Raw genomic sequence first — 21,006 nt, 5'->3', positions numbered from 1 at the left:
TGGATAGAGTTTTTCATCTTGTTGCTTCTTATCATCGTATTGATTTCTTGACGAATAGGCGTTATAAGATTATTTTTTGGTTCGAGGATTTCCCAGCATTTCTTTTAAAATATCAGCAACAGAATTTTGTACCAATAATAGTATTTATTTGACAGTTATCTCCAATCAATTAGCTATGTTCCCATTCTTTTAGTTGTTTTTAATGACACTGATTAATTTTTCTTATTACTGAGACTATTAAATACTTTACTTTCCTGAGATTTAAGATTATTTATATTCTTTTCCAGTTTTGAAATTTCTGAAAAAGCCATTTCAAGAAGTGTGTCATCAAGTTCTCTTAAAAGCTTTTCTCGTCTATTTTCTTGCTCGGGAGAGATAAAATAAATCCTGCCTATGTACTCTTCTTTACGATCATTGAGGTCAGACAGGACTTCCATATTTTTCTGTATTTCTACGCTAATTCCAATTGCTTGCACCAAAGCCTTATGAGTCGAGGAAACCCCCTTCTCTTCTTTAGTGATAGATGTCTCACTTACAGGTCTATAAAAAGCAGGATCTCTGCTTTTGCCACTTAGTTTCTTTAGAGTGTGTTTGTTTATCAAAACACCACTTCTTGTACTTTCCGCATGAGCAAGCATTACGCTTTTCCCATCGTCCAAAATCTCTGTCACTATGGCTACATGCTTTCCCTTTCGAAGAAAAATGTCTCCTATTTGTGGCACCTCACTCTCACTTGCCTTAATTCTTGTCCATTTATCTTTCTCTGTAATAGTAAAAAGATTATACATTCCACCAGTTGCTAGGTTTCCTGTAATTAACCCTTCTGCTCTTAAAACTCGAGACACAAATTCTGAACAATCCATATATTTCATAGCCCAGCTTTCTGTACTTTCCTTCAAATCTTTAGCAGTAATCTCCTTCCCTTGCTCTTTTGCTACTTTTTTTGCGTGCGCATCGGTTTCTTGCAGATATCCACCATCTAAATCATTCACTATTTTTACAAGCTCAAGAGCCTTATTAACACGATCTTTCGGTCCTTTACCATCTGGATCTGTATATCTAAGAGGAGAGCTCTTTGTTAGAACGTATGGACTTATGTTTAAGTAGTTTTGATATTCTGGGTCTACACTTAAAAAGCTCATTAGACTGGCAGCATAATATCTAGCTCCATAGTATCCCAAGCCACTCTCCTCATCCCGCTCTTTGCCTGTAAACCGATATCTTTTCCGAGCGAAACTACCAAAACTCGTTTCTCCATAAGGATAATGCTCTTCCCGATTTATCAATTCTCCAGCATCATCCAGTACCAGATTGCTGCTTCCCAAATGATCGCCAAGATGAAACTGCACGGCTGGCCCAGCGTCGTTTTGATGTGCCTCACCTCTCCTTACTAATGCAATCCGCTGTTGATCATCCATCACATGCAAGACATTGTTTTCTTTTGGACTAGTGCTTGCATTATCCCAACGGAAATGTTCAAACAGCTCGCCAATGTAAACTCGGCTTTCCCAGCTACCGCCTTGTTTGCGTACTAGCTTCATAACACGCAGCCCTGAGGCATTATATAAATACTGAGCATGAACACTAGGCTCACTATTGCCTGTTTGTGTTCTAAATACCCTCATCTGATCACTGTGATTCCATTCAAAATGACGTGCGAAACCTTCAGTTAGCATGTTGCCATTATCATCATAAATATAAGAAAAATCGGTTCCGCTAAAGCTAACTTGCGTAAGTCGGTTATTATTTTCTTCAACTGTAAAGCCTCTGTTACTTACTACATGTCCTCTGTTTGTGACATGGGTATGCTTGAGCCATTGCATATTGCCCATTTTGTCGTACTGATAGGTTTGGGTGTAAGCACGGGTTTTTGTTACGTCGTTATGGTGAGGTAATTCAGGGCCGTCCGGGGTAGATTGCGACCTGTCACTTTCTCTCCCCGTTGCATAGGTTAGCCTTGATAAAGGATCATATTTAAACAGTCGATCTAGCGCATCCATGTCTTGTGGTGCATTAGGAATACCACATTCAGGGGAGCGATCTGCTATTTTAAGAATATTGCCGTTGAGATCATATTGATAGGCAAAGTCTTGCAATACTTTACCTGTTGGTTGATAACTTAAGCGATTGATGGCATGAGCATTTAAGTCAAACCGCACAGTACGTAAACGATTAAGACGGAAGGTATTATCATCATAGCTATAACGGGTTAGAACGCCATTACCATAGGCGATTAAGATACGTTGCCCTTTGGCATTGTAAGCAATGCGCTCTACATAAGTCTCATTATCCAGTGCCACACTTTCTAATGCGCCTGAGCGATTATAATGTGGAATTAGTTTGGCGCGTTTGCCTGTTACATCTTCTGGGTAGATGACTTCTATGGCACGGTTTAGTGCATCAAAGCGAGAACTACTAGTATATTGAAAAGGATTTAATAGATTGTTTGCGTGATCTTCTTCACTAATGCCTGCTGGTGCTTGCCAATTTACCTGAAAAGCTTTTATGTCCCAGTTATTATTGACAGCAACATCATAAGCGCTTAACAGATGCTGTTCAGCAATGACTTGTCGGGTGCTATCTAGTGGATTACCTTTAAAATCAAAACCTGACGTACTCACGCTACCAGCTTCATCATAGTGTTTGATTAATTGTCCTAAAGTATTATTTATCTTAGCGATATCAAAATCAGCTACATTATCATCCCCATAGTGGTTACGCTGCCGTAGGGTGACGTTTTCGTTTATACCATTACGCGCCCAAAAGTATTTAGGCCGTAGCAGTACATCATAGTTTTGTAAAGTCAGTGCGCCTTTGCTATCTCTGCGCTCCACTTGCAGCCCCATAACATCAGTAATTATTATACGCCTACCAGCGTCTATGCTGTCGATGCGTAACGGCGATGATTCTGGTATCAGTGAATAACTGTATTTAAAGGCAAGTCGACCTAGCGCATCGGTGACCTCTAATAAATTACCCAAGATGTCGTAACGCGTTTTTGTAATAAGTAAGTCATTTGGATCATTACTGCTTTTTAGTCGTTCTACGGCTTTGATCGTTCTACCCAGCGGATCAATTTCAATATGGGCTGGTGTATCCCAATGATCTTGATAGCTTTGACTGTCGTTGAAATGGGTTCGCCCTGCATTATCATTGGCATCATAGGTGTAAGCTTGCCAAGGTGTTGGTTTAAATACTTCAGGGTCATTAATGTCTTTAGGAATACCGTAAATAACCCGTTGTTCAGAGCCATCTGGATTTTGGGTGCGAATAACTTGACCTCTGGGGTCGTAAAACATTTTAGCAGCTTTGCCGTGTTTGTCATTTTGAGCTTGATTTTCATCTCTATCTAAATAATCCCAGCCAGTGTGATAAAACGGTTCGTATTGCTCAACAACTGCACCTTTATTATTGAAGGTTTGCCAGCCATTAACGATGACATTGGGTTGTTGTTTGTCGCTGTTCTCTATGCCTGTTATTGTTTTTCTTGTTAGTTGTTCATCGGCTTGGTCTGCAGGCAAACTACTATGACCAAAATGTTCATCGCCAAAACGAGTCTCAGCAGCCTGTATACGAGTCTGTATTTGCCGACCTAAACCATCACTGTATTCACGCGTCTGGATAAAACGTTCAGGGTATTGTTCTTCTTCGTTATCGAAAAAATCAGTAATTTCTGATTCTGTCATTTCTGCTAGATTTGCTGACGCTCTTTTGTGGTTCTCTTCATCAATTAACTGCCATGCATGCTCTATACGCTGAAGGGTATGAACATAAATAGGTTGTGGGTTTTCACCCTGTTTTTGACTATTGATAATCGCATTAAAATCGTAGCGATAAAGCATGCTGGGTTGTTCTGGTCTATCGCCGATATTTTCCCCTGCTTTGCCATTGATCTGGGTGCTTTGCAACATTCCCAAAGGCGAGTAACTCGCACTACTTTGGTTGCCGTTAGCATCGGTCATTTTTGCGACTTGTAGGGTACGATAGTTATATTCAGCAGTGACTTGTAGCCCGATAGGATTTACCGCTATTTCGGGCAGGAAGGCGTATTTGTCATAGCTTATCGTGGATTCGCTGCCATAGGGATCTATGCTTGATATCGCCATACCCCTATTATTGACGGCCTGACGATTACCTGTTGCATAGTAACCTTGGATATAGGGTGCAGTTAATTCATCAGCGAAGCCATATCCTAGTGGTGTAATAATTAGATTTGGGCGTGTGTCATCACTAGCGCTTTTTATAAGTAGGGTATTAATAAACTCTTGAGGATATTCATCATTCCAATTGGGTTGCCCATCTTTGGTAAAGTATTTAGGAATTTCATTATTGTAAATTTTATTAAGGATTTCTTCGGTTAAGACTAATGTTTCGTTCCGCGCAGGAACACCATGATCACCAATTTTGCCTAGTGGTAAACCTGTATATTTATTACCATCATAAAAACTTAGGGAATGACCGATTAGCTGTTTGTTAATTTGATTGCTTTCAACGGCTTGTTTAATTTGCAATATTGTTTGCGGTATTTTTATGAGTAGCTCATAGCTTTTGGCTTCCGCAGGACGATCTACGATATAGACTTGCTCATCATCACGTTGAGCAAATAATGTTTGGCTAGCAGTAGCAAGATAATTTACTACACTGCTAAATCGATCTCGCCATTCTTTTGGGCAGGCAATTTGCCAGCTTTTTTGCGGTTGACCATAATCATCGTAATCGCTAGTAAAGCTAAATTGAGTCATCGGTTCATCACCGCGTTCCCACTGTGTGGTTCGACTGACCACTGAAAAAGGGAAGAATATACGTTGTCTACTGAACACATTTTGCTTAGGAACAGCTATTTCTTTAAGCTCAAAGGCAGATTCTGAAACGGTGTAGGGAATGGTTTCTCTTACATTGCCATCCAGTGCATAAGTTTCTGAGCGTAACAAGGTTCCTCGTAATGTACGTATAGCATCGCGTCTCTCTTGAGGTTGTAAGGTTTTTAAAAAGCTCTGTTGATCGTATAATCCATCTAGTTGTCCAGAATCTCCTGCCCAATATTCGTGTTGATAGTTTGAAGTACTCCACTCGCCATCTTTTTTACGCACAGGGCCTTGGTGAAACCAGCTACGTATTTCTGTGGGTGCTGAAAAATAGCTATAATCAATATCAAGAAAAGCTAATTCACTGTCGCTTGTGTATTTGTGATAATTATCAAAACTTTCGGTATCCCGTTGGTCAACGCGGCCAAAGCCACGGAACTCTCTCTCTTTACCATCCCAATATCCATGGTGATAACTGTATTCAGTGGTCAGTTTGCCTTGGGAGATAAGATCAATTGACTCCACCTTACTCACCACCTGGACAGGGAACGGTAAGGTGCTTTGCCAACGGGTATTAGAGCTTTTTTCATCTGCAAGATAGAAACGAATAGAAGACTCATAGTACACACGAGTTAAGGCACCGAGCCGATTATCCATCTCATTGAGCAGATAAGGTTTTACACCGCCCGTGAAGTCAAGAAAATAATAATGATGGCGTGCTCTGCTTTTGTTATCTGTCCACAATAGGCCACTAACACCACTCCCATACAAATCAACTAATCTAATTGCTGCAGGACTAGTGACAGGTGGTGTGCCATTAATGACTATTGGTTCACTCCAACCTTTTCCCGCCTGATTAAGCCAAAGTGTTACTTTACTATGATCTATATAAATTAGATCTGCATTACCACTACCGTCAATGTCGCCAAGATATATACGTTGCGAATCGTAACCATAGGGCAACCGAGGGCTGTTATGCATATGCACACGCTTGCCCCATTGTCCATAACCTTGATATGGCCAGTATTCGATATTGCCATCATGAATCATTACAATATCGGTTAATCCATCACCAGACATATCAGCCCACTTAACGCGTGGATCAGCGAAATTGACATTGGGGAAGTGTTTTAGCGCTTTGCGCGAAACTTGCTGAGTGCTTGACCAGCCTTTATCAGAATCGTTATAGAACAGCTCAAAACGGCTGCCGCTCCGAAGAGCATCGGTAATGCCATTACCATTAAGATCAATCAGTTTTACTTGCGGATCTTGTAAGCTAAAGGAAGGGGCTGTGCGATAGGGTTGGAACGAGCGACGATCCCATAATGCACCGGCTTCACTAGAGAAATAGCCATTCATTTGGTTATTACAGACCATCAAATCAGGTCTACCGTCACCATTAGCATCCAACACCTGAACACCCGCAGTAGAAAGGCTTAGGGCGGTAGGGGCTTCTTTCATTTGGCGTGGCATATCAAAGTTGCCATTGCCTAGATTACGCCAATAACGGATTACCCCTTTTGTTTCAAGTATATCCGGTAAGCCATTGCCAAACAGATCGATCAACTCTAGATCAGGATCAGTCAAAGACTGTGTGGGAAGGTTCTTGCTATCTAACGGACTAAACTTGCGCTGTTCTGGCTCAAAAGTGCTGTAACTAAATTGAGGTGCAGGTAAGGTTTCTGTTTTACCATTGTCATGACCTACGACTTCGATTTGATGAAGGTAAGAAAGACCATTTTGCGGAGGTTTTATATTTTGGGCTTGTTGTTGTTCTAAACTTAACTGATCTATGTAATTGAGATGGTAACTGCGTGTTAATTGTTTTGATGTAAGTTTATCTTGAGGTAGTGCATCGGGATTACTGTAAATTTCTATCGAAGTACAACGTTTAGCGGTGCGAACTTCGAAGCCTGCCCGATGATCTGATGAGGGGTAGATATTTTTTTGTTCTGGTAAGTCTTCATAATTGAAACGAATGGTTAAGAGAAATTTTGAAATTTTATTATTAACCTCTTCTCCATAGTTTAGGTAAAGAATCTCATGCAAATAGCTTTGAGTATAGTCTTCATCAGAATCAACAAAATATTTATAGCGTATTTGATTACCAAACGTGTCTTCAGTTTTGGTTAACTTCCATGCAAAAATATTATCATTATTTTGTGGGTCTGATATAACCGTGGAATCAGACTTTCTGGATTTTTGATTTCCATAATAACTGGTTAACCCTTCTTTGCTACGCACCTGCCAATAATCGTTGTTTGCATCTAAATATCTAAAAATTTTGGCAAACAGCCCTTCAGTGCGAGGTTTATATTGAGTAATACCCTTGTCTTTTTGTATTGGAACAAGATCTTCAGCGCCTGACAAAATAAAAGTATCTTCACCCAAATAACGAGGAATACCTTTGCTTGTTTTTCTGCTAACACCTGGAATAGCTAGCTCCCATCCCAAACCGAAAGGACTGATGCCATTACCAGTGCTGTAAACAAGGCTTAGTTGAGGCTGAAAACCGTTTCGACCAGGAGGGACACTAATAGGTACTGAGAAGTTACCCGTTCCTGTGAACAAGTCTGGTGAGAATGTTTCTCCCAAGCCAGCAATGGCTCCTCCACCTTTTGGCAATGATATGTTTGAACTTATACCAGACATTATTAAGTCTCCTTTAAACTAGAGATTAACTTATCTTATATTTAATATACCCCTTTTTTTATCATATGTGTAAAAATTATAAACAATTGTTATTTTTTATGCCATATTTAGGTTGAGTCGTGACTGCCAAAGCTCATGCTTATATGACCTTGTTCAGTATTAACTTCAATACGTCCGCACTAGTGAAGATTGCTATCCTAAATTGAGTATATTTGGATAACTCGATAGTAGAGCGTTAAGAACTGATAATTCTGAAAGAATGCTAGCAATAGAGCAGCACCAACTCCCTGAACTACTACGCAATATTTTCTCGATAATACGTTAATAGAGAGTTTCTTTAGTACGCTAAAATGTAAGACTATTTATATTGAGAAGCCTATAACCATTAAATACTTACAACAATAGTTTTATGAGTGTTTCCACTCCACTACTATAATCATGACTCGGACACAGCCTAAACTAAAAGAACCGACCTCTGTAAACTATAGAGATCGGTTCTTAAAGCAAACTCAAACTATCTAGGATTTGAGGTTCAATTGAAAACTGCGCCTCTTAGAACCTAGACATATCGTTAAATCAAGCGATTAAATATGTAACCATGGAAATGGCTGCACAGTCACTGTGCTGCCTGATGTGACATTACCACTCTCTTGAGCCAATACTATAAAACAGTTAGCGCGGCTAAGCTGTTTTATCCGATGCGACTGCTGGCTGAAACAGCACTCAACTTGGTAGCTACCATCTTCAGCCTTTGACAGTATTCCTCTTTGAAAGTCCGTACGGCCGACGGACTTTGTGATGTCATTGGTGAGTGTTGCCGCCAGAGTCAGCTGCATGGGTTGCTCTTGTATAGCAGCGCCAGACACTCTCCATAACGCTGGAATCACAAATTGTAGAGCGCCTACTACCGTTGATAACGGATTACCGGGTAAACCAAAGTATAAAACAGGCACCTCAACTTTTTGGCTCAGCTCACCAAACACGAAAGGTTTGCCGGGTTTCATCGCTACTTTATAATGATTTATTTGGCCCAACTGCTCCACTACCGTGGTCAAATAATCATAATCTCCGACCGAGACACCAGCGGTTGAGATTAATACATCGCATTTCTGCATGGCCTTGGTCACCACTTTGGTGATTTGATCTTTGTCATCAGCAATGATGCCATAGTCATTAATGACGATTGGCAATGGCGCTAACAAGCTTTTGAGCGTTGGTGTGTTTGAGTTATATATTTGTGCTGAGCTTTTTAGCTTATCACCAAGCGCGACCAATTCATCGCCAGTCGCTAGCAGCCCTACTGTTAGCGGCTTGAACACTTTTACTTTGCTGATACCAAGGTTGGCAAGTAAGCTGATATCAGCTGGGTTGATACGCTTACCTTGCTGTAGCACCAGTTCGTTCTGCTGTATCTCTTCTCCTTGCTTACGGATGTTCGCATCTGTCTCTGCCGCCTTTGACAAAATAATGTCATAAGGCTCGGTTTTATCGATATTGTCTTTGATATAAGCAAAATTGGTGTTTTCTTGCATGACAACCGTATCGCAGCTATCTGGTACGACAGCTCCAGTGAAGATACGGATGCCTTGGCCTGCTTTGAGGGTTCCGGTATAAGGATCGCCTGCTTGTGACTCTCCAACGATCTCAATGATACCGCCTTTTGGCAGATCAGTTTTATGGGCAATGGCATAGCCATCCATTGCAGATATATTCTCTCTGGGCACAGGAAATGATGAAATAATGTATTCGGCCAATATCTGGTTAAGGCTGTCTGACAAATTAGAAGTACTCACTGGCCTTTTAGCTATTGGAAAGTCATTTTGATTATAGCTATTTACTCGCTGCATGATTGCAGACCGTAACTGTTCAACAGTAATCATAAACGTATACTCTTTTGATTGACCATCAGCAAACGTACCTCAAAAGAGATACGCTCATATAAACTCCCTACCCACGGAATACATTTTCTTGCTCAAGCGTCATCTCAATACCTTCTATGTCTGCTTCATCTGCTAAGGCAAACAGATAATCGCACAGTGACTGATGAAAGGCTTGTTGACTGAGCTTGTTGTGTATGGCTGGGCTGACTTGCTCGTAAGTCATTTGTATTCCTGGTTTTTTATCCAGTACATCGACGACGTGAAAACCATATCTACTTTCGATGGGACTAGGCGCAAGCCCTGTATCCAACTTAAACAAAGTACCTTCAAACTCTGGCACGGTTTGTCCTTTACTCACAATCCCTAATTCGCCGCCTTGTTCTTTTGAAGGACAAGCAGAGTATTGCTGTGCCAATTGAATAAACTCAGCATTTGGGTTTGAGTCGTTTTTAATCTGTTCAATAAATTCGTAAGCGCTCTTTTTGAGCTTTAGTCTCTCATCACCATCTTCGGGTGGACAGGCTAATAATATATGGCGAACCGTCATAATAGGGTCTGTTTTGAAGTCAGCCATATTTTGCTGATAGTAGCGCTCGCACGTTGCCATATCAGGTATCGTTGCTTGAACATTTTTGTCTATTAGCGCAGAGATCGCCTGCTCTTCATCTTTGTCCCATGCAGCCTCGCCAAGGCTTGGCTCATCCAGCACAGCCAGTCTTAATAACTCACGCACCACCAGTGCTTGAGTCGCCAAAAACACCGCGTCTTCTTTATTGGCGGCTGGGTGATACTGCAGCTCTTGCGCGATAGCCGTTCTATTGATCATGACGCCATTGACGAAGACAGAAGGCAGCTCATCTCGGCTAGAAGCAATGAGATTCTTATGATTGCTACGCTCTTCTACCATCGCTTTTTCGATGAATTCTTGATCAGAGTGCGGCTTTTTGAGATCCGCCAGTGTCGGCATGATACGCACGATATCATCACCATTACTCATGGGAATATTGTCGGCTGTAGTAGAAGTATGAGCGGCATGGTTATGAGAGTTATTACCGTTGATACTGCTATTTGTATGGTCTGCTGGATTATAGGTACTGACGGTCATGGCTGATACTCCACTAAAAGTGCGTGTAATAAATAAGAATATGATAGAAATATAAAAATACTATTAAGACTTTGATTGACGATAAATGTATAAAATAAAGCAGCACTTAAAACCTTAATAGTCATGCAACTTAGCTTTTTTAATAAGCCAGCTGTTTAATAAGCTCTCTCAGTGCCGCTTTATTGTTATTATTCACTGACAGGTTGTCAGTACTAAATACTAAGACAGCTCCAAGCTCATCTTAGGGCCAAACGGCTCATAATGGACGCTATCAAGACCGTGATCCAATCTCATCAAGCCATCGATAATGCTTTCCATAAACGGCATCGAACCACAGACATATATATCGGCAGGCATTGGTAAGTTCGCTAGCCAAGTCATCCATCCAGTATTTGCCCTGATTCAAAAAAAAAACATGCTTCTCTAACGTGGTTGCAGATTCTAAGAGCTGATTTACCTGACTATCAAAGGCATGATGCTGTTCGTTTTGGCACGCATAAACCCAAATGATAGGTCGTTGTGGGTTGGCAGCCACTTGCGCTTCTAACATCGATAAAATAGGCGTTACCCCGACCCCAGCGCTGATAAATACTATCGGAATCTCGTTTTGTTTGACCAGATCTTGATTGAGGGCAAAGTCGCCAGCAGGTGCGGATAATAAAACCGTGTCGCCCACTTCCAAATCGTCATGTAAGTGGTTAGAGACTAAGCCGTGGTGTTCATTACGGTTGTCGCGTCTGACCGCAAACTGAATGCCTTTATCCGTATTGGTTGAGCATAAAGAATAATGACGCAATGCTGTATGGTCACTGTCCTTTGGATCTGTTTTTACCGTGATGTATTGACCTGCTGTTAAAGTGAGTTTACTCAGGTCGATATTTTGGGTATTTTCTGCATCAGTATCCGCCGGTACTACGGTAAAGGCCGCAATATCAGTGGCGACAGCGACTTTTTCAGTGACTGTGAAAGGGACAAACCCTTGCCACATCTCCTGCTTATACATGCCCTTTTCTAGCTGAATAAAGACGTCCGCTATTTCATCATAAGCTTCGGTCCAAGCATCGATGATGTCGTCATTAGCCGCTTCTCCTAGCACTTGTTTGATAGCGCCAAGTAGATGTTTGCCAACGATAGGATAATGCTCTGGCAAGATTTGTAGGGCACGATGTTTATGACTGATTTGGGTGACTTGCGGCAATAAAGTCGCAAGGTTTTCTAGATGCTTGGCAGCCGCTAACACCGTCATCGCCAAGGCAGTCTGTTGACGACCTAGCTTTTGATTGGTCTCATTAAATATGTCTAACAGCTCAGGATGCTCGTCAAACATGTTTTGATAAAACACGGTGGTAATCGCCGTCCCGTGCTCTTCAAGTACAGGTACCGTTGCTTTTACGATTTCTATGGTTTTTGGTGAGGCCATTATGTCTCTCTTAGTGAATCATCACATTGATAAGTTAGGGAATCTTTATTAAATATTTAAGTTCAGGGCTTAGGTTAAAGTACGACTACCGCTAGCAACCTTGATTGGAATTTTTAGACAGTCATTAAACTTTCATAAGTTGAACAATCAGAATATTACCATAAGATTCATTTTAAATGAACCTTATGGTATCCCCCTCAGAACTTCAATGCTGTATCACAGTTGTGACTATTTCTATTACCAGTGTTTCTGTCACTATTGTCTTACTGTGATTTCTTTTGTCTAACGATCTGATAGCGGCGACCAAAGTACCAAACTGGCGCACTAATGATATGAATCAGTCGTGTGAATGGGAAAATCATGATAAGGGTAATACCTAGGACTATATGCAGCTGATAAATCAAGTCCGCTTGTTCGATACGTGCTGCTGCATGCCATGGTCTTAAGATAGTAATATCCTGTGCCCAACCCGCTAAGTTCATCATCGTATAACCATCTAAATGCTGCACAGAAGTAAAGATGGATATCAAACCTAAGTTCAGCTGCACAAATAACAGTACCAGTACCATCTTGTCCGAAAAAGACGAGGTATTAGAGATACGATCGTCAGTGAAGCGTCGCCACAGTAGCATCGCCAATCCAATCCAGCAGAACACGCCTGCGATACCACCGACCACGACTGCTAATATTTGTTTGTTCCCTGCACTGATGAATCTGTCATACAAAAAGTGCGGGGTTAACATACCGAATAGATGTCCCAAAAGCACCACAATGATACCAACATGGAACAGGTTACTTGCCCAGCGCATGTTTTTGGTTCTTAGCATCTGGGTAGAGCCTGTCTTCCACGAATACTGAGATAAATCAAAACGTACCCAAGTACCAACAATAGCGATAGCCAATGCAATATAGGGATAGACGCCAAAAAGGAATATCTGCAGCCAATTTAGATTGGCTAAAGACTGTACACCAGGATCTGCAATATTCATGTCCTTTCTCCTTATGATTGTTTGACCGGCTGGTTGGTTTTAAAATCGACCCAATGCACAGGGGCATCAACCATATTTGCTGCAGACTTATTAACGCCAGCTTTCGCAGCAAGATTTTGGGTACTCGTCTGTGAGGGGCAGCGCTCTTCTTGTTGCGCATCTAAGAAGGTGACGACTTCTTCTTCCCATTCTTTATCTAAGGCATCAAAGCTGTCATCACGCTTCTCTTTACTGACTTTTTCTTGATACTCCTCCACCACATCGAGCGGCTTGCCAGCAATCTGCAGTAGCGCATTGAAGCAGCCCTGATAGACACTGCCGCGATCGACAAGCCTTGCCGCCAATAAAGCAATGATATGACTCACATCAGCAATATCCATACGAATCTGAATATCATCGTTAATGACGGTCGCCTGATAGGCCAAAAACTCTAAATATAAAGGCAGATAATCTGGTAGCTCTTTGATACTAATGTCAAACCCAGCATCGGAGTATTGATTCATCAAATCGACCATGGCTTGCCCGCGGTCGCGAGACTCACCATGGACATGCTCAAACAACCAAAGCGATAAAGAACGACCACGCTCAAACAGACCATCATAGCGCGCTTGCGCTTCAAGAGAGCCTGTCTCTATTAAGTCTTCAATCAAGTCGATGATCTGCGTGCGCACGTCTGGGCTAATCAAAGTCGATGTCGCCACAATCTGTGCACAATCAGCGAGCGTGTCGCCAGTAAACAGCTCATTACTTGGATAGTCTATGAGTAAGCTCAACACCTTTAATAGCTTAAGCTCCGAGGGTCCGATAGTAGCAGGAGCAGTAGGCTCGTTTACTACGCTGTTCATAGACTGAGGATTATGTAACTGAGTAGCTTGCATCTTACGACTCCCACTTTTGTACAGTGTCAATAAAATCACGACGGTTGGCTTTGCGTTGTCCAAACATACTGTTGTCAGAATGCCCCGAACAGCCTTCACCGAAGCTAAAACCACAGCCATTACGCTCTGCAAAGGCATCACTTAACGCTTCTTCACGATGCGCCGTTGGGATGACAAAACGGTCTTCATAGTTGGCAATCGCCAGATAACGGTACATCTCTTCAACTTGCAGCTTGGTCAGACCAACATCATCTAAGATGCTTTGAACTTCTTGCTTTTCGACCAGTTGCATACGCTTGTAGCTACGCATGGCAAGTAGACGCTTTAGTGCCAAACGTACTGGCTCTTCATCGCCTGCTGTGAGCATATTGGCAAGATAACGCAGTGGAATACGTAAGCTGTCTACATCTGGAATCAAGCCGTCCATACCGACTTTGCCAGCTTCGGCCGCATTCTGAATCGGTGACAATGGCGGTACATACCAAACCATTGGCAAGGTGCGATATTCAGGATGTAGCGGCAGTGCCAGTTTCCAGTCCATCGCTAGCTTGTAGACAGGTGAGCGCTGGGCTGAATCAATCACCGACTGCGGCACGCCGTCTTTTAACGCTTGTGCGATCACGACAGGGTCATTCGGATCTAAAAACACATCCAACTGCGCCTGATAGAGATCCTGCTCATTTGGAGTACTGGCTGCTTCGGCGATTTTGTCCGCATCATAGAGCAGCACGCCTAGATAGCGGATACGACCGACACAAGTCTCAGAACAGACGGTTGGCAGGCCAGCTTCAATACGTGGGTAACAAAAAGTACATTTTTCCGACTTGCCCGACTTCCAGTTGTAGTAGATCTTTTTGTACGGGCAGCCTGAGATACACATACGCCAGCCGCGACATTTGTCTTGGTCAATCAGTACGATGCCGTCTTCTTCACGCTTATAGATCGCCCCACTAGGGCATGACGCCACACAGGTAGGGTTCAAGCAATGCTCGCAAAGACGAGGCAGATACATCATAAATGTGTTTTCGTACTGCCCATAAATATCCGCTTGGATATCATCAAAGTTCTTATCTTTACGGCGCTTTTCAAACTCCGACCCTAGGATTTCTTCCCAGTTCGGACCCCACTCAATCTTTTGCATACGCTTGCCGGTGATCGCAGAGCGTGGGCGCGCGATAGGCTGGTGGTTACTGATAGGCGCGGTATGTAGATGCTGATAGTCAAAATCAAACGGCTCATAATAGTCATCAATCTCTGGCAAGTCAGGGTTGGCAAAGATATTTGCCAACACTCTGAATTTACCACCGATGCGCGGGTTTATGCTGCCATTGGCATTACGTATCCAACCGCCCTTCCATTTGGTTTGGTTTTCCCACTCTTTGGGATAGCCGATACCTGGCTTGGATTCAACGTTGTTGAACCACGCATATTCCATGCCTTCACGGCTGGTCCAAACGTTTTTGCAGGTGACTGAGCAGGTGTGACAACCGATACATTTATCAAGGTTTAGCACCATGCCTACTTGTGAACGAATTTTCATGGATCTGTGCTCCGAATATTAGTAGAGAAAATGCCTTTACCCATCAATGCTGGTTGGCAATGGACGTGGTAATGCGTTATCTGGCTTGTCTTCTAACCAGTCGATTTTTGACATCTTACGGATCACGACAAACTCATCACGGTTACAACCCACGGTGCCATAGTAGTTAAAGCCATAAGACTGCTGCGCGTAGCTACCAATCATATGGGTCGGCTTGAGGATAGTACGTGTCACCGAGTTATGGATACCGCCGCGAGTGCCTGTCTGCTCAGAGCCTGGAATGTTGACCAGCTTTTCTTGTGCGTGGTACATCATCACCATGCCTTCTTTGACCCGCTGACTGACGACGGCTCGAGCGGTGATAGCACCGTTGGCATTGAACAGCTCAATCCAGTCGTTATCGACGATGCCTGCTTTTGGGCATCGACTTCTGACATCCAAACACAAGGGCCACCGCGACTGAGCGTCAACATTAATAGGTTTTCGGAGTAAGTACTGTGGATGCCCCATTTTTGGTGCGGCGTTAAGAAGTTCAGTACGATCTCTTTATTACCATTAGGCTTGACGTTTTCGACAATATCAGTGGTTTTGGTATCAATTGGTGGACGATACTGCTGCATCTGCTCACCGAATGCCTGCATCCAAGGGTGATCTTGATAAAACTGTTGGCGGCCAGTAATCGTACGCCAAGGGATCAGCTCATGGACGTTGGTATAACCCGCGTTATAGCTCACCTCATCAGACTCAATACCTGACCACGTTGGGCTAGAGATAATCTTGCGTGGCTGCGCGACGATGTCTTTAAAGCGAATCTTCACATGCTCGCTAGATACCGCAAGATGGGTATGGTCGCGACCTGTAAACTCAGACAGTGCTGCCCACCCTTTGACTGCGACATGACCATTGGTCTCAGGAGCCAGCATCAAGATAGTCTCAGAGGCATGAACGGCGGTGCTAATCTGCGGGCGTCCTTCAGAAACACCAGGATCAGTGACACGGTAGTTAAGGTCGCCTAACTGCTTGACCTCAGTTTTCATATCCCAATTCAAACCTTTTGAGCCATTGCCTAGTTTTTCTAAGGCAGGGCCAAGCGAGGTGAACTTTTTATAAGTGCTCGGATAGTCACGTTCAATGACCTTGATCATTGGACAGTTTTTACCAGGTACTGGTTTTTCACCCGCTGTTTTCCAGTCGGTACCACCAAACGGCTGTGCAAGCTCGCCTGGGGTGTCATGTTGCATCGGAAGGGTGACGACATCCGTCTCAACCCCTAAGTGACCTTTTGAGACTTCAGAGAAGCTCTTGGCGATGCCTTTATAAATCTCCCAATCCGTTTTGGATTCCCATGCAGGGTCTGTCGCTGCGGTTAATGGGTGAATAAACGGATGCATGTCTGAGGTATTCATGTCATCTTTTTCGTACCATGTTGCCGTTGGCAGTACGATGTCAGAGTACAGACAGGTCGATGACATACGGAAGTCTAAGGTGACAACTAAGTCCAGCTTGCCGGTTGGGCCTTTTTCTACCCAATCCACTTCTTTTGGTTGCAAGTGACCTGCAGGGTTCTCATCATTCAATAGGCCGTTTTTGGTGCCCAAGAAATAATGCAGCATATACTCATGACCTTTACCCGATGAGCCCAATAGGTTTGAGCGCCAGATAAACATATTACGAGGGAAGTTCGCAGGGTTGTCTGGTGACTCACAAGCGAAGCGTAAGCTGCCTTCATGTAGCGAGTCCACTACATACTCTTCTACATCCTTGCCACTTTTCTTCGCTTCAGCAGCGATGGTCAGTGGGTTACGGTTCAGCTGCGGCGCCGATGGCAACCAACCTGCACGCTCTGCTTGAATGTTATAATCAAGCATATGCTCAGGGAAGAACTTTTTGTCAACGAGTGGCGATAGTATGTCGTGGGCAGAGATACTCTCATGACGCCACTGTGAGCTGTGATTATAGAAAAAGCTCGTACCATTCATATGACGTGGCGGACGATGCCAATCAAGCGCAAATGCTAATGGCAACCAGCCCGTCTGTGGACGCAGTTTTTCTTGGCCAACATAATGCGCCCAGCCGCCACCTGACTTGCCGATACAGCCGCACAGCATCAGCATGTTGATGACACCGCGATAGTTCATATCGAGGTGATACCAATGGTTCATGCCCGCGCCAATAATGATCATGGATTTGCCATGCGTCTTATGGGCGTTTTCAGCGAACTCACGCGCGACTTGGATGATGCGCTCACGGCTAACACCTGTGATCACTTCTTGCCATGCAGGGGTACCTGGCACGGTAGCATCATTGTAGTCATCAGTGACATGCTCGCCACCAACGCCATTATCGACCCCAAGGTTGGCAACCGTTAAGTCAAATACGGTCGCGACGATAGCGGTCGTGCCATCAGCCAGTTGTATGGTTTTACAAGGAACCGTTTTTTGTTGAATTGGCTCGCCTGGTACTGAAGTGAAGTGCGGATGATCGACATGACCAAAGTAGTCAAAGCCGACTACGCAAGTCTCGCCGCTGTCTTTTAGCGTGAGCGTCAGATCAATCTCTGCACCTGTGGTACCGTTCTTACTTTCTAGGTTCCACTTGCCCTTCTCTCCCCAGCGATAACCGATAGAGCCAAGTGGCGATACGAGCTCACCATCATGGTTGAGCCCGATGGTTTTCCATTCTGGGTTATTTTCTTGACCCAAATCTTCCACCAAGTCAGAAGCACGTAGATAGCGACCAGCACGGCGCGCGCCTTCTTCACCCTCTAACAAGACCAAAATAGGTAGATCGGTATAGCGCTTAGCATAATCTAAGAAATAGTCGCTTGGCTGCTTGAGATAAAACTCTTTGATAATGACGTGACAAAACGCTTGCGCAACAGCCGCATCAGTACCTTGCTTTGGGTTTAGCCATAAGTCGGTAAGCTTAGACACTTCCGCGTAGTCAGGCGTGATAGAGACTGTCTTAGTACCTTTATAGCGCACTTCGGTGAAGAAATGCGCATCTGGCGTACGCGTTTGCGGAACGTTAGAGCCCCAAGCAATGATGTAGTCAGAGTTGTACCAATCGGCTGATTCTGGCACGTCTGTTTGCTCGCCCCAAACCATTGGCGAGGCTGGTGGCAAGTCGCAATACCAGTCATAAAAAGACAAGCAAGTACCACCGATAAGCGACAGATAACGACTACCAGCTGCATAGCTCACCATCGACATCGCAGGAATAGGAGAAAACCCAATAATACGGTCAGGACCAAAAGTCTTGGCGGTATAGACGTTACTAGCAGCGATGATTTCATTCACCTCAGCCCACGTCGAACGGATAAAGCCGCCCAGACCGCGCTTAGACTTATATTGCTCTGCTTTGACAGGATCTTCGACGATACTGCCCCATGCATCTACAGGATCTGGATATTGCCCTTTGGCTTCGCGCCATAGTTTCAATAACGGCTTACGAACTTTTGGGTACTTGACGCGGTTGGCAGAGTACATATACCAGCTATAGCTTGCGCCGCGAGGACAGCCACGTGGCTCATGGTTTGGCAGGTCTGGACGGGTTTCTGGATAGTCTGTTTGCTGAGTTTCCCAAGTAACTAGGCCGTTTTTGACATAGATCTTCCATGAGCAAGAGCCAGTACAGTTGACACCATGCGTCGAGCGCACCACCTTGTCATACTGCCAGCGGCTGCGATAGGAGTTTTCCCACTCACGAGACTCATCACGCGTCTCGCCATGCCCATCGGCGAACTCTCCTTTTTTGCGTTTAAAAAAGCGGAATTGGTCGAGTAAATGACTCATTTTGCTATCCTCTATTTTGTGACCTAGGGTGTATTTAGAGCTGGGCGTATAAAGACGAATGCAGAGTCTCTACTGTGTGCCGAAAAGCTGTAAATATTGCTTTAATTAATGCTGCTTTGTTTAATACTGTTTCGATATCATCATTCTAAATAAGCGGCGATAGTCTTACTATCATCTAACATGAGCAGAGCACTACCCCCTAAGTAGTAGTCAAAAATATACTTTTGGTAAAAACACTCCAGTCAAAAACCCAACCAAATATATTGAAAACATCCAATAGCGCTCGTTTTTGACAGCTAAGCACCTCGCAAACAAACAAAAAAAGTGCGACTCACCTCAGCAAGTAGCACTTTTGAAACTTTTAAGCAGGATGTTTTGGACTATACACTCTTTTAGAATAATGGCTTTAGCATGGAATCTCAGCGTTACCGCGGCTGTAATACCACCAAGTCAAAACGATACAGAGAATATAAAAGACGATTAATGCGATGAACGTCCCATTCACCCCTAAGCCTGAGCCAAACATCTTCGGCACAAAGAATGCACCATACGCAGCAATGGCAGCGGTAAAGCCAACCACAGCAGCAGACTCTTTTCGTATCTCGACAAACAGCTCTTCAGTACCAACCTTACTAGGCTTAAGCCGCTCTAAAAAAGTCTTAAAAATAACAGGTATCATACTAAAGGTAGAGCCGTTACCAATGCCTGTGGTAATGAACAGCACCATAAAGGAGATGAAATAACCACTAAAGCTGCCTGCATGGCTTTCACTAGGTAAGAAGTACATCACCGACATGACTGCTAATACCATGACGATATAGTTCCAAAAGGTCACTCTAGCGCCGCCCACTTTATCAGCGATCCAACCACCTAATGGACGAAACAACGCGCCTACTAACGGGCCTAAAAAGGCAAATTTCAGCGCATTAATTTCAGGAAAAGAGCTTTTGATCAGCATCGGGAATGCCGCTGAAAACCCAATAAACGAGCCAAAAGTAGCCATATAAAGGATACACATGATCCAGTTGTGCTTACGCTTAAAGATAACTGACTGGTCTTTAAAAGACGCTTTGGCAGATGAGATATCATTCATCATGAACCATGCAGCGACAGATATAAACACGATAAATGGCACCCAAATAAAGCCAGCATTTTGTAGATAAAGCTCTTTTCCCGCTGCCGTTACTTGAGGCGCGCCGCCCAATGCACCAAATATGCCAAGGCCAATGACTACAGGCACCACAAACTGCATGACTGACACGCCTAGGTTACCAAGTCCGGCGTTGAGACCAAGTGCTGTGCCTTGTTTGGCTTTAGGATAAAAGAAGGAGATGTTGGACATCGACGATGAGAAGTTAGCGCCACCCAAGCCGCATAACAGCGCAATAATGGCAAAGACACTAAAGGGGGTTTCGGGGTTTTGTACCGCAAAACCCATCCATAATGCTGGGATTAATAACGAGGCCGTGGATATCGCTGTCCAACGTCTGCCACCAAATATCGGCACCATAAAAGAGTAAAATATGCGCAGCGTCGCGCCTGTCAATCCAGGCAGCGCCGCTAGCCAAAACAGTTGACCATCATCAAACGCAAAGCCAATCTCTGGTAGGTTTACAATGACTGCACTCCATACCATCCACACGGCAAAGGCAAGTAACAGTGCAGGTATCGAGACCCACAAGTTGCGATTGGCGACTTTGTTACCACCTCCTTCCCAAAACTCTTCTACTTCAGGCCGCCAATCAGTAATGAGCTTGCCGCCTTTTACATTGTATTTACTGCCCATGTTATTCCTCACTTAGTATCGTCTATGCTTGGTTATGATTGGTATTTTTATATCATCAACTTATCATGCTAAGCAGCTATAAAAACGCAGTGACCATCGGGGGCTTATCCTGATAAGCTACGTATTACGATTGCCTCTTCGCTTTATGACTCATTGA

General features: G+C 43.7%; 8 protein-coding genes and 1 pseudogene. All 9 read right to left on the bottom strand.

The features are described from left to right. Window positions 1–212 precede the first annotated feature (212 nt). The 9 genes and pseudogenes from JMY01_RS05910 to JMY01_RS05870 all read right to left on the bottom strand — a co-directional run bounded on the left by JMY01_RS05910 (window position 213) and on the right by JMY01_RS05870 (window position 20,849). Window positions 213–7,457 (bottom strand): SpvB/TcaC N-terminal domain-containing protein, encoded by a 7,245-nt coding sequence (locus JMY01_RS05910; protein ID WP_201574711.1) that lies wholly within the window; start codon window positions 7,455–7,457, stop codon window positions 213–215. 584 nt (window positions 7,458–8,041) lie between these two features. Beyond that, window positions 8,042–9,337: a gephyrin-like molybdotransferase Glp gene (gene glp, locus JMY01_RS05905; protein WP_201574710.1), complete on the bottom strand. Its 1,296-nt coding sequence runs from the start codon at window positions 9,335–9,337 to the stop codon at window positions 8,042–8,044. Between the two features lie 67 nt (window positions 9,338–9,404). Beyond that, window positions 9,405–10,442: a peptidylprolyl isomerase gene (locus tag JMY01_RS05900; RefSeq protein ID WP_201574709.1), complete on the bottom strand. Its 1,038-nt coding sequence runs from the start codon at window positions 10,440–10,442 to the stop codon at window positions 9,405–9,407. 271 nt (window positions 10,443–10,713) lie between these two features. Then, a complete protein-coding gene (locus JMY01_RS05895) occupies window positions 10,714–11,862 on the bottom strand; it encodes a globin domain-containing protein (protein ID WP_227677709.1) in 1,149 nt (382 codons plus the stop codon). A 263-nt stretch (window positions 11,863–12,125) separates the two neighbouring features. Continuing rightward, complete coding sequence (gene narI, locus JMY01_RS05890) at window positions 12,126–12,851, bottom strand: respiratory nitrate reductase subunit gamma (protein WP_201572866.1); 726 nt, start codon at window positions 12,849–12,851, stop codon at window positions 12,126–12,128. Window positions 12,852–12,862: 11 nt separating this feature from the next. Further along, window positions 12,863–13,696, bottom strand: coding sequence for a nitrate reductase molybdenum cofactor assembly chaperone (gene narJ, locus JMY01_RS05885; protein WP_227677989.1), 834 nt, complete (start codon window positions 13,694–13,696; stop codon window positions 12,863–12,865). Between the two features lie 34 nt (window positions 13,697–13,730). Further along, entirely contained in the window at window positions 13,731–15,269 is a 1,539-nt protein-coding gene (gene narH, locus JMY01_RS05880; RefSeq protein ID WP_201574707.1) for a nitrate reductase subunit beta, read from the bottom strand. A 36-nt stretch (window positions 15,270–15,305) separates the two neighbouring features. Continuing rightward, window positions 15,306–19,063: pseudogene (locus JMY01_RS05875) on the bottom strand (nitrate reductase subunit alpha). Window positions 19,064–19,469: 406 nt separating this feature from the next. Continuing rightward, window positions 19,470–20,849, bottom strand: coding sequence for a NarK family nitrate/nitrite MFS transporter (locus tag JMY01_RS05870; RefSeq protein WP_201574706.1), 1,380 nt, complete (start codon window positions 20,847–20,849; stop codon window positions 19,470–19,472). Window positions 20,850–21,006: the final 157 nt, after the last annotated feature.

The organism is Psychrobacter sp. H8-1, from assembly GCF_904846575.1.
GTDB classification, from domain to species: Bacteria; Pseudomonadota; Gammaproteobacteria; order Pseudomonadales; family Moraxellaceae; genus Psychrobacter; species Psychrobacter fulvigenes.
The sequence above is the reverse complement of the archived record's forward strand: the minus strand, read 5'-3'. Positions and strand labels throughout refer to the sequence as shown.

What these genes read in the sequence shown, in the direction of transcription:
- narJ (WP_227677989.1), bottom strand. Translation starts at nt 13,696, where the DNA reads ATGAACAGCGTAGTAAACGAGCCTACTGCTCCTGCTACTATCGGACCC.
- narI (WP_201572866.1), bottom strand. Translation starts at nt 12,851, where the DNA reads ATGAATATTGCAGATCCTGGTGTACAGTCTTTAGCCAATCTAAATTGG.
- JMY01_RS05900 (WP_201574709.1), bottom strand. Translation starts at nt 10,442, where the DNA reads ATGACCGTCAGTACCTATAATCCAGCAGACCATACAAATAGCAGTATC.
- JMY01_RS05870 (WP_201574706.1), bottom strand. Translation starts at nt 20,849, where the DNA reads ATGGGCAGTAAATACAATGTAAAAGGCGGCAAGCTCATTACTGATTGG.
- JMY01_RS05895 (WP_227677709.1), bottom strand. Translation starts at nt 11,862, where the DNA reads ATGGCCTCACCAAAAACCATAGAAATCGTAAAAGCAACGGTACCTGTA.
- narH (WP_201574707.1), bottom strand. Translation starts at nt 15,269, where the DNA reads ATGAAAATTCGTTCACAAGTAGGCATGGTGCTAAACCTTGATAAATGT.
- glp (WP_201574710.1), bottom strand. Translation starts at nt 9,337, where the DNA reads ATGATTACTGTTGAACAGTTACGGTCTGCAATCATGCAGCGAGTAAAT.
- JMY01_RS05910 (WP_201574711.1), bottom strand. Translation starts at nt 7,457, where the DNA reads ATGTCTGGTATAAGTTCAAACATATCATTGCCAAAAGGTGGAGGAGCC.